We start from the raw sequence: 11,718 nt of genomic DNA, 5'->3' as shown, positions 1-11,718 counted from the left end.
TTCCGCCCTCCGATCCACGCACACGCGCCAGCCAAGGAGCAACAGTGAACACTCTTCCCCTTCAACCGAACCCCACACCGGAGCGCAATGGTGGCAGCACGGGGCAGCCAAGGGCCGCCGTTGTCATCGGGGGAAACCGAATCCCGTTTGCCCGTGCCGGGGGACCGTACGCTTACGCCTCCAACCAGGACATGCTGACGGCGGCGCTGGACGGCCTCGTCGCTCGATTCGGCTTGCAGGGCGAACGGATCGGCGAGGTCGCCGCCGGCGCCGTGCTGAAGCATTCCCGGGACTTCAATCTCACCCGGGAGGCGGTGCTTGGCTCCGCGCTCGCCGCCGACACGCCTGCCTACGATGTGCAGCAGGCCTGCGCAACCGGCCTTGAGACCGTCGTCGGACTGTCCAACAAGATCAAGCTTGGCCAGATAGAATCGGCGATCGCCGGCGGGGTCGATTCCGCTTCGGACGCTCCCGTGGTGGTCAGTGAAGGGCTGCGGCGGGTGTTGCTCAATCTTTCACGCGCGAGGAGCACACCCCAGAAACTCGCCGCTCTTAGCAGGCTCCGTCCGGCAGATCTCAAGCCCAATGCACCCACAACCTCGGAACCGCGGACCGGACTGTCCATGGGGGAGCATCAGGCGATCACCACCGCGCGCTGGGAGATCAGCCGCGAGGCGCAGGACGAGTTGTCGCTGGCCAGCCACAAGAACATGGCATCTGCCTACGACCGTGGATTCTTCGATGACCTTGTCACGCCCTTCCGGGGGGTGTCCCGGGACGGCAACCTGCGGGCGGACACCTCCCTTGAGAAGCTGGCATCGCTCAAGCCCGTATTCGGCCGCAATCTGACGGCCGAGGCGACTATGACCGCCGGCAACTCCACCCCGTTGACTGACGGCGCAGCGGTGGTGCTGTTGGGCTCGGAGCAGTACGCAAGAGAGCACAACCTCCCCATGCTGGCAAATGTCGTGGACGCTGAAGCAGCGGCTGTGGACTTCGTGAATGGCAAGGAAGGACTCCTCATGGCGGGGGCCTACGCCATGCCGCGATTGCTGGAGCGAAACAACATGACCTTCGAGGACTTCGATTTCGTCGAGATTCACGAGGCCTTTGCCAGCACCGTTCTCAGTAACCTCGCCGCCTGGGAGGACGACGACTTCTGCCGCACCCAACTCGGGTTGCCGGGGGCCCTTGGAAAGGTTGACCGCACCAAGCTCAATGTCAACGGCTCATCACTCGCCGCTGGGCACCCTTTCGCAGCAACCGGTGCGCGCATCGTGGCGTCGCTCGCCAAGTCGCTCGCTGAAAGAGGTTCCGGGCGAGGGCTCGTCTCCATCTGCGCCGCCGGTGGTCAGGGCGTAGTCGCGATTCTGGAAGCACGCTGATCATGGCGGACACTTACCTCAAACTCGTCAATGCCCAGCCCTTCGGCAGGGTCGCCAAAGCGGCCGGTCTACCGCGTCCCGTCCCGTTGCGCCGATACGTACCGGGGGCACCGCTTGTTCCGGGACCCGTTCTGGTGCTCGGTGGTTCTACTGCCACCCAGGCCATCGCGTCGACCCTGCTCGGGTGGAACCAAGATGTACGCAGGCACGTACCGCCGAAAGAGAAACTGGGGGCTGCCGTCGTCGTGCTCGACGACCTCGCACACCCCACCGACCTCTCGAGTATCTTCCTTGAGCTCGGCTCGGTACTCCGTCAGCTCCTCCCCGGTGGGCGCATCATCACCGTCTCCCGGCCCGCGGGGACCAGCGGCCGGCCGGAGACTGCCGCCGCACGGCACGCAGTCGATGGCGCCCTTCGGAGCGTCGGCAAGGAAGTGCGGGGAGGTGCGACGGCGAACGGCATCCTCCTCGGTGCCGGAGTCGAGGCGACCGCGCCCGGTGTGAGTGCAGCCCTTGAATTCCTGCTTTCCGGCAAGAGCGCCTATGTCGACGGGCAGTTCCTCCTTGTGAGTTCCGCTGATGGGGAAGAACGCCTGAGCCCTGAGGCGCCGCTTGCCGGTCGTACCGCAGTGGTCACTGGAGCAGCCCGTGGAATCGGGGCGGAGATCGTCAGGGTACTCCGGCGCGACGGGGCACAGATCATCGCCGTGGATGTGCCGGCGGCGGGGGAGCAGCTCGCTCGCGTGGCGAATGATGTCGGCGGCACCGCCCTGCAGGTCGATGTCACCGCGCCCGATGCCGCACAACGGATCCTCAACCACGCTGCGGTCCGCTACGGAGGTCTCGACATCATGGTTCACAACGCAGGCATCACGAGGGACCGGCTGCTGGTGAACATGGATTCGGCCCGCTGGGACTCGGTCCTGGCTGTCAACCTGGAGTCGCAACTGCGGATCAACGAGCAACTGCTGGCGTCGAACGATTTCAGCACGGACGGCAGTATTGTGTGCCTCGCATCGACAAGCGGGATCGCCGGCAACCGCGGTCAGGCAAATTATGCCGCGTCCAAGGCCGGGGTCATCGGCATGGTCCGCGCAACGGCCGACGGAATGGAAGGCTCACAACGCAGGATCAACGCCGTGGCCCCCGGATTCATCGAGACGGATATGACGGCGAAAATCCCATTCGCCACCCGCGAACTCGCGCGTCGCCTCAGCAGCCTGCAGCAGGGCGGCCTTCCGTTGGACGTGGCTGAAGCGGTTTCCTTCCTCGCTTCCCCCGGTGCTGCCGGAATCAACGGCCAGGTGCTGCGCGTCTGCGGGCAAAACCTTGTGGGTGCGTGATGGACCGTGTGCTTCAGACCCCGCCGCGCCTTACCCCTCTCTATGCGAAGGCCCTGGCCCGCTCCGCACGTGAGAGTCTGCACCGAAAAAACGGCGTCCTCGGCCTGCCGGGCGCCACGCATCGGCTTGAGAACCTCACGGCATCGCCGGAGAAGGTCGGTGAATTCCAAGAGCTGATGGGCCGGCCGCAGGGCGAGTTTCTGCCTTCCGGCTACATCCACATCCTCACGTTTCCGGTGGCCGTCAGCGTTCTTGCGCGCCCGGATTTCCCGCTGCCGCTGCTCGGCATGATCCACCTCCGCAACGAGATCCATCATCTGCGTCCGATCGCGCTCGATGAACGCCTGAGTGTTACCGCATGGGTGGAGAACCTGCTGCCGCATCGCAGCGGCACCCAGGTAGACGTGGTGGTCGATGTTGAGAGTGCTTCCCAGCCAGTGTGGAAGGGCCGGTCAACCTACCTGGCGAAGGGTATTCATTCGGCCGTCACCGGCTCGGATTCCGTGGCCGCGGCTGCAGAGTCCGGGAATGGAACGGAAGAACCGCCGGACTACCCAACGGGCGAATGGTCGTTGGCCAAGGACGCCGGGCGCCGGTATGCGGCGGTGTCCGGGGACTACAACCCGATCCACCTGAGCGTCCTGTCAGCGAGGGCTCTGGGAATGAAGCGACCGATCGCCCACGGGATGTACCTCGCCTCCCGTATGGCAGCGGACGCAGGTCCGGGAGAGGCATCACCCTTCCGCTGGACCGTGGAGTTCCGTGCGCCCGTCACCCTGCCGTCAAGGGTATTCATCTCTGCAGACGTGGACAGGTCTTCCACTGCCCAGTGGCAGAGCGCGAGCGTGACCGCGTGGGATCCGCGCCGCCCTCGTACGCATTTCTCCGGACGCCTGGAAAGGCTGGACGGCGACACGATTGCGAGATAGCTGCATGACCACTCCTTGAAGTCCGCGGGGAAGCCAGCTCCTTCGTGTAGCCGAAGGAGCCGCCTCCGGCCCACCTACACTGATCTCATGAATGACGACTCCAGGCTCGGTCTCGCCCGTGACCTCGATGCTCAAGATCCACTCGCGTCGTACCGGTCCCGCTTCGAAGGTCATGACGATACAGCGATTGCGGCGTACCTCGACGGCAACTCCCTCGGCCGGCCGCTCAAGGTGACGACCGAACGCCTCACGGAGTTTGTTCGTAAGGAGTGGGGCGGTCGGCTCATCCGCGGCTGGGATGAGCAGTGGCTGCAGCTCCCGCAGAAGGTGGGGGACAGGATCGGCCGCATCACCCTTGGCGCTGAGGCAGGCCAGTGCGTAGTGGCTGATTCCACCAGCGTGCTGCTGTACAAAGTCATCCGCGCCGCCCTCGCGGCACGGCCTGACCGTACCGAGATCGTCATTGAACGCGACAACTTCCCCACCGACCGCTTCATCGTGGAGGGCATAGCGACCGACCGCGGGTTGAGCATTAGCTGGGTGGACGCAGCTTACGACGCCGGCCCCGCCCCACAGGAGGTGGGTGAGGCACTCGGCCCGAACACGGCCGTCGTCGTCCTTAGCCATGTTGCTTACCGTTCCGCCCACATTGCCGACATGGAGGCGATCACCCGGCTGGCTCACGATGCCGGAGCGCTCATTGTGTGGGACCTCAGCCACTCGGTGGGATCAGTCCCGGTGGAACTGGACGCCTGCAGGGCAGATTTCGCCGTAGGTTGCAGCTACAAGTACCTCAACGGCGGCCCGGGGGCGCCCGCGTGGGCGTACGTTGCCCGGCGGCATCTCGCCGACCTCTCTCAGCCCATCCAGGGTTGGCTGGGAAGCGCAGACCCGTTCGGGATGGGATCGGGTTACCAGCCGGCGGAAGGGATCCGCCGCATGGTGTCCGGTACTCCGCCAATCCTTGGAATGCTTGCGCTGCAGGACATGCTGGATGTCCTTGAAGATGCCGGCATGGAGGCAGTCCGAGCGAAGTCGGTGAAGCTCACGTCCTTCGCGATCGACACCGTAGAGGAACTGATGGGTGCCGATGAAGTGAAGGTTTCTTCACCTCGTGATCCCGGGCAGCGCGGAAGCCACATAACGATCGATCATCCGTCATTCAAAACGATCCTCCCCGCGCTTTGGAGCGGTGGCGTCATCCCGGACTTCCGTAACCCCCACGGACTCCGTCTGGGACTGTCGCCGCTGTCGACGTCGTTCGAGGAGACGTTTGTCGGTATTCGGGCGATCGCGGAGAAGCTGCAGTGAGCGCCCCGATTAAACTCTTGGGCCATGATCGTGTTAGAGTTTTTCTCGCTGCTTTCGAGAGTTTTGAAGCTCGAAATCACCACCTGCGCGGGTGGCGGAATGGCAGACGCGCTAGCTTGAGGTGCTAGTCCTCTTATTGAGGGTGGGGGTTCAAGTCCCCCTCCGCGCACAACAAAAACCCCGGTCTTCCGGGGTTTTTTTGTGCCCAAAACCATGCTCGGTCCGTGTCCAACCACGCGGGTGCTGATAGTTGTCCGCTGACGCCCACAGAGTGTCCCCGTGTCAGACCGGCCCTGTCCGCCGTGCGGTTACTGAAAGGTAACCTCAAGAGCACCTCAAGTATCTCCATCAGATGGAGAAGTGCTTGACCGCCTTGCCAATAGCGGTGGATGCTGAAATCCTGCATCGGAGTGGGACTAGTTTTTGGGGCGGATATGGGAACAATCAAGTGCAAGACCTGTCCGGGTACATGGACGGTTTCAACGACGAGGACCGAAACGGTCATTGCGCAAAACCACACCTACCTGCATCCCGGACACAGGACGGTCACCGTCTGGGAGGCCCCACGCGAAGAAGCCGAAGCCTCCTAGGGGCCGCGCCGGGAACGTACCGAAACGCATCCGCCCGATGTGACGAATGACGGGTGCTGTCTGTTCCCGGACTTCCCTGATTACCGGGCTGTCGAAATTCCCGCGCCGATAATCGCGCCGCCAACTCGTGCATCGCCGCGACGACCTGCTGGGGCGCTCGCCGGCCTGTGAAATACTTGCTCCCCCGTGCACCTAGACAGGCTGGAGAGTTGCCGCAGCGCGCCCATGTAATGCCGGACTTGAAGAAGGAATCCCCGATGGCCATCACTGACTTTGAGCGGTACCCCCTGACGTTCGGGCCGAGCCCGATTCATCACCTCCCGCGGCTCACTGCCCACCTGGGCGGTGCCGAGATCTGGGCGAAACGAGAGGACGTGAACAGCGGCCTGGCCTTCGGCGGCAACAAGACCCGCAAGCTGGAGTACTTCATCCCGGATGCGATCGCGCAGGGGGCGGATACGTTGGTGTCCATCGGCGGGTATCAGTCGAACCACACCAGGCAGGTCGCTGCTGTGGCGGCGAAACTGGGCATGAAGGCGCGACTCGTCCAGGAGAACTGGGTCGAATGGCCGGACCCGCTGTCTGATCGCGTGGGAAACATCCTGCTCTCCAGGATTATGGGCGCCGATGTGCGCCTCGACCGCGCCGGATTCGACATTGGAATACGCAGCAGCTGGCAGAACGCCATTGAAGAGGTCAAAACGGCCGGGGGGACGCCCTACGCCATTCCCGCCGGCGGTTCGGACCATAAACTCGGGGGACTGGGCTTCGCGAACTGGGCGTATGAGGTCGAAAAGCAGGAGTGCGAACTCGGTGTTTTTTTTGACACCATCGTCGTCTGCACGGTTACCGGGTCCACTCACGCAGGCATGATCGCAGGGTTCGCCGGCCAGGACCGGCCGCGCAGGGTAATCGGGATTGATGCCTCTGCGACACTCCAGAAAACGCGGGAGCAGGTTGAACGCATCGCACGGAATACTGCGGAGCTGATCGGGCTGGGCCGTGAACTCCGTGACGACGAGATCAACGTCATGGAGGGTTGGGCCGGGGACCTCTACGGGATTCCCGTCGAATCCACCCTGGAAGCAATAAGGCTTGGCGCCTCACTGGAAGCCATGATCACTGACCCGGTGTACGAGGGCAAATCGCTGGCCGGGCTGATCGACCTGGTGAAGAGCCGCGACATCCCGGCCGGCAGCAATGTCCTGTACGCCCACCTCGGCGGTCAACTCGCACTGAATGCGTATAGCGGGCTGTTTCGCTCCTAGCAGGTGCTACCCGGAAGCGGCACCAATAGCTGAAGCCTGTCGTCCCCAAACGAGAACACCCGCTCTCCGCAGGAAGCGGTGAGCGGGTGCAACCGTGCAGCGTGCAGGTCCTACTCAGCGGCAGGCAGCTCGGCGTCCGGCGTTTCTTCGAGGTAGGTCGCCTTCCAGGCGCCGTCGGAGTAGACAACGGTGGCCGAGTAAAGGGAGCCGGCCGAATCAAACGGACGGGTCTCCTCTACTTCGCCGGCCTCGTTGAATGCCGTGTAGGCATCAGGGTTGACGGGAATCAGTGCGTCAACCTCCACGCCCTCGGCAACCTCGTCGGCAGGAGTCGTAACGAGGATCTGCTTCACTTTGGGTTGCCCACCCAGGACCCAGCCGCCATCGTCGTAGATGGCCTTGACTGTTTCCGCATCAGCAACCGCTGCGTCTGCCCCGTCGAAAGTGGCGAGCAGCGGTTCGATATCACCGGTCTGCAGAGCGTAGGACTTGAGTTGGAAGACATGGTGCAGGAACGCTTTCGCCCCGTCCGCGGTCGGCGAGCTCATGAGGTCGTTGACTGCCGGCTCGGCAATATTTTGCGCGGGTGCGGTCGAGCTTGCAGGCGCTGGCGCCGGATTCGATGGTGTGGCGGCGGAGTCGGTCGACTCACCACAGCCGGCCAGCACAGCGAGGGCGACGGCGGCGGTGGCCGCGATCTTGATGGTCTTCATGTTCTCCCCAGGGAAGGTAATTTACGCGCCTGATTGGCGCCGACGCCCAACAGACTAGCCGTAGCCTGAGGCAACAAGAGTCAAAGAGGCGCCCAACGTGGTGCAAATCACAGCAATCGGAGATCGACTGCGCCTGGCATCGGTAGGCTGGTCCTACCTACCTACTACCAATGGAGGTCTGCCATGGGCGTCGCCCCTGAAGATGAAGTCGTCCGGATCTGCCGCGACCTCATCCGAATCGACACCTCGAACTTCGGCGACAACGAAGGACCGGGGGAGCGCAAGGCGGCCGAATATACGGCCGGGCTCATCGAAGAAGTTGGCCTGGAGGCGCAACTGTTCGAATCAGCTCCCGGGCGGGCTTCGGTTCTGACCCGGATTACGGGCAGCGACTCGAGCCTTCCCGCCCTGGTGGTTCATGGGCACCTGGACGTAGTTCCCGCGCAGAAGGAGGATTGGAGCGTCGATCCTTTCAGTGCAGAGGAGCGCGACGGACTGATCTGGGGTCGTGGCGCGGTGGACATGAAGGATATGGACGCCATGATCCTCTCGGTCCTTCGGTCCATGCAGCGCGAGGGCACCCGGCCCAAGCGCGACCTGATTTTTGCATTCTTCGCCGACGAGGAAGCAGGGGGAAACTACGGCGCCTCGTGGCTGGTGGATAACAAGCCGGAACTGTTCGACGGCGCGACGGAAGCTATCTCGGAGGTCGGAGGCTTCTCTGCAACGATCGGTGGTCAGCGCACGTATCTGCTGCAGACGGCGGAAAAGGGTATCTCGTGGCTTCGTCTGGTTGCGCACGGCCGTGCCGGTCACGGATCCCAGATCAACACCGACAACCCGGTCACACAGCTCGCCCGGGCAGTGGCGCGGATCGGCGAGCACCAGTGGCCCGTCGAGTTGACGCCCACCACGCGCCAGTTCCTGGACGGCGTCACGGAACTCACCGGCGTCGAGTTCGACGCCGACAACCCCGAGACAATCCTGAAGGAACTGGGCACAGTTGCCCGCTTTGTGGGCGCCACCCTGCAGAACACCTCCAACCCGACTGTCCTGAAGGGCGGCTACAAGCACAACGTCATTCCCGGCAGCGCCGAAGCGCTCATTGACGTCCGCACGCTCCCGGGGCAGGAGGAAGAGGTACTGGCGACCATCAAGTCCCTTGCAGGAGAGTCTGTGGACGTCACTTACGCCCACAAGGATGTTTCCCTTGAGGTGCCGTTCGCCGGTAACCTGGTTGACCGCATGGTGGACTCGCTGCTTGCTGAGGACCCAGGTGCCAAGGTTCTGCCATATACGCTTTCAGGCGGCACCGATAACAAGTCGTTGAGCCGGCTCGGCATCACCGGCTACGGCTTCGCTCCGCTGCGGCTGCCCGATGATCTCGACTTCACGGGCATGTTCCATGGCGTGGATGAAAGAGTTCCCACCGACTCCCTCCGCTTCGGGGCGCGTGTGCTTAACAGGCTGCTCACGAACAGCTGATGTTATCCGTCGCCGAAGAGATCCTTCCCGCAGACCTTCTTGACCGTTTTCGCGCGCGCTGTCGATTATGACGCCCGCAACGTGTTCTGCCGAGAGGATTTCGACGAGCTCGTCTCACGCGGCTATCTGCGTCTCTTCTGCGCCGAGCACGACGGCGGGGCAGCCGTGGGCATGGCGGCGGCGGTTGCGTGCCAGCGAAGGCTGGCGGCGGCGGCTCCGGCAACCGCCCTTGCGGTCAATATGCACCTGGTCTGGACAGGGGTAGCACGGCTCCTTGAGCAGGGTGGCGACTCATCGCTCGGCTTTATTCTCAGCGAGGCCGCCGCAGGTGAGGTGTTCGCTTTCGGTCTGTCCGAGCCCGGTAATGATGCAGTGCTGTTCGATTCAAGGACCGTCGCTGAGCAGCGGGCGGACGGTGGTTACGCCTTCACCGGCACCAAAATCTTCACCAGCCTCTCGCCTGTGTGGACGCGCCTCGGCGTCGTCGGCAAGAGTGCGGACGGGGAGGGTGAGGAGCTCATCCACGGTTTCATCACCAGGGGCTCGGCCGGCGTCGAGATTGTCGAGGACTGGAACACCGTCGGGATGCGGGCGACGCAATCGCACACAACACGTCTGAACGGCGTCGTGATCCCACAGAAGCGGATCTTCCGGCACTTGCCGGTCGGACCAAACGCGGACCCGCTCGTCTTTGCAATTTTCGCCGCGTTCGAGACGCTGATCAGCGCCGTCTACGCCGGCGTAGCGGACCGCGCTCTTGAGCTGTCGGCGCAGGCTCCGCTTCAGCGCCCTCCGGGGTTGGACGGCCTTCCCGTCGCATCGCGACCCGGGGTGCGGGCAACGGTAGCGGACGCGGGAATGAGGTGGGAGGCACTCGACGCCCATGTCCGGATGCTTACCGCAGACCTCGATGCCGGCGTCGATCACGGGGACCGTTGGTTCGCCAAGTTGGTGTCCCTCAAGATTCACGCCACCGGGGTCGCCCGCGAGCTGGTGGACGCTGCGGTGTCATTATCCGGCGGCAGGGGCTACTTCAACGACAGCGAAATCAGCCGCCTGTCGCGGGACGTGGCAGCTGGTTCCTTCCACCCCTCCAGCCTGGAGTCAGCGCGCCGGACGGTCGCGAGCGCATGGTTGGGACCGGAACAGCAGGATTAGTGCCTGCTGATCAGGCCGTACGCTGCACCCGCAGCACCTTTCGCCTGAGCCAGAACCTCCGGTGGCCGCCGATATAGATACAGCTACGCTCCAGTTCCCACTTGCCGTACTCCGCGTGCTCGGTGAGGAGCTGGCGTGCCGCAGACAGCGGTTCGCCCGCGCTGATGGTGACTACGAGGTACTCATACTGGCGGCCGTAGTCACGTTCCCGAATGGCGGTTGAGTTCAGAAATTGTTCGCGCATTTCCCTCCAATTTGCTTCACTTTACCGATAACGTCTAGACCATGAGCATCGATCCGCGTGTCGCATTGCAATCGCTGGTTTCCGCACTGGAAGAACACCTCGCCGCGGCAGCATCGCGCAGGGGAGACGATGACCCGGCAGTCGAGTCTGCCTATCTTTCGATCGCGGATTCCTTTGAGGCCTACGAGGAATCGCTGTACGACGCTTACGGTGAAGTGACCCCGCTCGTCATTTACGAAGACGACGAAGAGGAAGAAGTAGAAGGGGAAGCAGTCAGCGGTTCCTGACTGACTTCCCACCACCTGATCAGCTAGCGGGGCGCAGAGATCTCGTCGAGCGCCTCCGATATCTGCGCGGGCAGCGGTTCCTGCGAGCATCCCAGAAGTTCCTTCAACTGTGCTCCCGTACGTGTCCCGAGCAGAGCCGAGGCGACCGATGGCCGATGAAGCAGCCAGCGAAGCGCGACCTCCGCAGGTGAAAGTTCCAGTCCGCGGGCAGCAGTTGATACCGCATCGGTGATTCGAGCGGCCCGGCCGGCCAGGTACGGTTCGAGGTACCCGGCCCAGTCGTCCGACGCAGCGCGGGAATCGGCTGGCAGCTGCGAACGGTATTTCCCCGTCAGTGCACCACGTCCGAGCGGTGCCCAGGCGAAAGTTCCCACAGCGTATGCGCCCGACGCCGGCACCACTTCGTCCTCGGCACGTCGGTTCAGCAGGGAATACTCAGTTTCATGAACGGAGACTGGGAAACCCGCTGTGGAACACAGCCGGGCCAGTTCCCAGCCTGTGTAGTTGGTCACACCCACATAGCGGGCGCGCCCCGAGCGGTAGGCACACTCCAGCGCGGCCAGAGTCTCGTCGACAGGTACCTCTGCGCCAGCCGCCGGGGCCATCCAATAATCGACGCTGTCCGTTCCCAGCCGTGAGAGGGAGGCGTCGAGCGAATCAAGCAGACCTTTGCGTGAGGCGTCAAGACGGCCCTCGGACCAGTGGCGCGGAATGCCGCCGAGTACGGCAAGAACCACCTCGGAACGGGCAACAACGTCGCCCAGCAGTGAACCGAGTACAGCCTCTGCCTGCCCGTCAGAGAATCGTGCGGCAGTGCTTACCAGGGTTCCGCCGGCTTCCACGAACAGGCGTAACTGCTCCCGCGCTGCTTCCTCATCGACGTCGATGCCCCAGGTCATTGTTCCAAGCCCGAGCACGGATACCAGTTGCCCGCTGCCACCCACTTTTCGCCACTGCATACGCCAAGCCTAAAGCCTGCGTTCGAAACGGTGACGTAGGGTCTTA

The 11,718-nt window shown here is 63.5% G+C and carries 11 protein-coding genes and 1 tRNA gene; 9 read left to right on the top strand and 3 right to left on the bottom strand.

The features are described 5' to 3' along the window. Positions 1-44: 44 nt before the first annotated feature. The 6 genes from AC4D1W_RS11300 to AC4D1W_RS11275 all read left to right on the top strand — a co-directional run bounded on the left by AC4D1W_RS11300 (position 45) and on the right by AC4D1W_RS11275 (position 6,826). Positions 45-1,385 carry an acetyl-CoA C-acetyltransferase gene (locus AC4D1W_RS11300; protein WP_490898786.1) on the top strand — a complete coding sequence of 447 codons (1,341 nt, stop codon included), beginning with the start codon at positions 45-47 and terminating at the stop codon, positions 1,383-1,385. A 2-nt stretch (positions 1,386-1,387) separates the two neighbouring features. After that, complete coding sequence (locus AC4D1W_RS11295) at positions 1,388-2,728, top strand: 3-oxoacyl-ACP reductase (RefSeq protein WP_490898785.1); 1,341 nt, start codon at positions 1,388-1,390, stop codon at positions 2,726-2,728. After that, on the top strand, positions 2,728-3,657 hold the full coding sequence (locus AC4D1W_RS11290; RefSeq protein WP_490898784.1) for a MaoC family dehydratase: 930 nt from the start codon (positions 2,728-2,730) through the stop codon (positions 3,655-3,657). The genes AC4D1W_RS11295 and AC4D1W_RS11290 overlap by 1 nt, the downstream gene beginning before the upstream one ends. Before the next feature lie 87 nt (positions 3,658-3,744). Beyond that, positions 3,745-4,968, top strand: coding sequence for a kynureninase (gene kynU, locus AC4D1W_RS11285; protein ID WP_490898783.1), 1,224 nt, complete (start codon positions 3,745-3,747; stop codon positions 4,966-4,968). An 85-nt stretch (positions 4,969-5,053) separates the two neighbouring features. Beyond that, positions 5,054-5,137: transfer RNA gene (locus AC4D1W_RS11280), tRNA-Leu, on the top strand. Positions 5,138-5,815: 678 nt separating this feature from the next. Next, positions 5,816-6,826, top strand: coding sequence for a 1-aminocyclopropane-1-carboxylate deaminase (locus tag AC4D1W_RS11275; RefSeq protein ID WP_490898782.1), 1,011 nt, complete (start codon positions 5,816-5,818; stop codon positions 6,824-6,826). Positions 6,827-6,936: 110 nt separating this feature from the next. Here AC4D1W_RS11275 and AC4D1W_RS11270 read toward each other — a convergent pair whose 3' ends face one another. Then, positions 6,937-7,539 (bottom strand): DUF6318 family protein, encoded by a 603-nt coding sequence (locus tag AC4D1W_RS11270; protein ID WP_490891535.1) that lies wholly within the window; start codon positions 7,537-7,539, stop codon positions 6,937-6,939. Positions 7,540-7,722: 183 nt separating this feature from the next. On the opposite strand from AC4D1W_RS11270, the gene AC4D1W_RS11265 reads away from it, so the two are divergent. Next, positions 7,723-9,024, top strand: coding sequence for a M20/M25/M40 family metallo-hydrolase (locus tag AC4D1W_RS11265; protein ID WP_490898781.1), 1,302 nt, complete (start codon positions 7,723-7,725; stop codon positions 9,022-9,024). 39 nt (positions 9,025-9,063) lie between these two features. Then, complete coding sequence (locus AC4D1W_RS11260) at positions 9,064-10,182, top strand: acyl-CoA dehydrogenase family protein (protein WP_490898780.1); 1,119 nt, start codon at positions 9,064-9,066, stop codon at positions 10,180-10,182. A gap of 10 nt (positions 10,183-10,192) precedes the next feature. On the opposite strand, the gene AC4D1W_RS11255 is transcribed toward AC4D1W_RS11260, so the two are convergent. After that, positions 10,193-10,426: a DUF5703 family protein gene (locus tag AC4D1W_RS11255; protein ID WP_490891538.1), complete on the bottom strand. Its 234-nt coding sequence runs from the start codon at positions 10,424-10,426 to the stop codon at positions 10,193-10,195. Between the two features lie 41 nt (positions 10,427-10,467). On the opposite strand from AC4D1W_RS11255, the gene AC4D1W_RS11250 reads away from it, so the two are divergent. Further along, positions 10,468-10,713: a hypothetical protein gene (locus AC4D1W_RS11250; RefSeq protein WP_490891539.1), complete on the top strand. Its 246-nt coding sequence runs from the start codon at positions 10,468-10,470 to the stop codon at positions 10,711-10,713. A gap of 23 nt (positions 10,714-10,736) precedes the next feature. Here the strand turns inward: AC4D1W_RS11250 and AC4D1W_RS11245 are convergent, their stop codons facing one another. Beyond that, on the bottom strand, positions 10,737-11,672 hold the full coding sequence (locus AC4D1W_RS11245) for an aldo/keto reductase (protein ID WP_490891540.1): 936 nt from the start codon (positions 11,670-11,672) through the stop codon (positions 10,737-10,739). Positions 11,673-11,718: the final 46 nt, after the last annotated feature.

Source organism: Arthrobacter sp. TJ-170 (assembly GCF_058269305.1).
Note: the sequence above shows the minus strand (reverse complement) of the source record. Positions and strands in the feature narration are given on the sequence as shown.

What these genes read in the sequence shown, in the direction of transcription:
- AC4D1W_RS11295 (WP_490898785.1), top strand. Translation starts at nt 1,388, where the DNA reads ATGGCGGACACTTACCTCAAACTCGTCAATGCCCAGCCCTTCGGCAGG.
- AC4D1W_RS11290 (WP_490898784.1), top strand. Translation starts at nt 2,728, where the DNA reads ATGGACCGTGTGCTTCAGACCCCGCCGCGCCTTACCCCTCTCTATGCG.
- kynU (WP_490898783.1), top strand. Translation starts at nt 3,745, where the DNA reads ATGAATGACGACTCCAGGCTCGGTCTCGCCCGTGACCTCGATGCTCAA.
- AC4D1W_RS11275 (WP_490898782.1), top strand. Translation starts at nt 5,816, where the DNA reads ATGGCCATCACTGACTTTGAGCGGTACCCCCTGACGTTCGGGCCGAGC.
- AC4D1W_RS11270 (WP_490891535.1), bottom strand. Translation starts at nt 7,539, where the DNA reads ATGAAGACCATCAAGATCGCGGCCACCGCCGCCGTCGCCCTCGCTGTG.
- AC4D1W_RS11265 (WP_490898781.1), top strand. Translation starts at nt 7,723, where the DNA reads ATGGGCGTCGCCCCTGAAGATGAAGTCGTCCGGATCTGCCGCGACCTC.
- AC4D1W_RS11255 (WP_490891538.1), bottom strand. Translation starts at nt 10,426, where the DNA reads ATGCGCGAACAATTTCTGAACTCAACCGCCATTCGGGAACGTGACTAC.
- AC4D1W_RS11250 (WP_490891539.1), top strand. Translation starts at nt 10,468, where the DNA reads ATGAGCATCGATCCGCGTGTCGCATTGCAATCGCTGGTTTCCGCACTG.
- AC4D1W_RS11245 (WP_490891540.1), bottom strand. Translation starts at nt 11,672, where the DNA reads ATGCAGTGGCGAAAAGTGGGTGGCAGCGGGCAACTGGTATCCGTGCTC.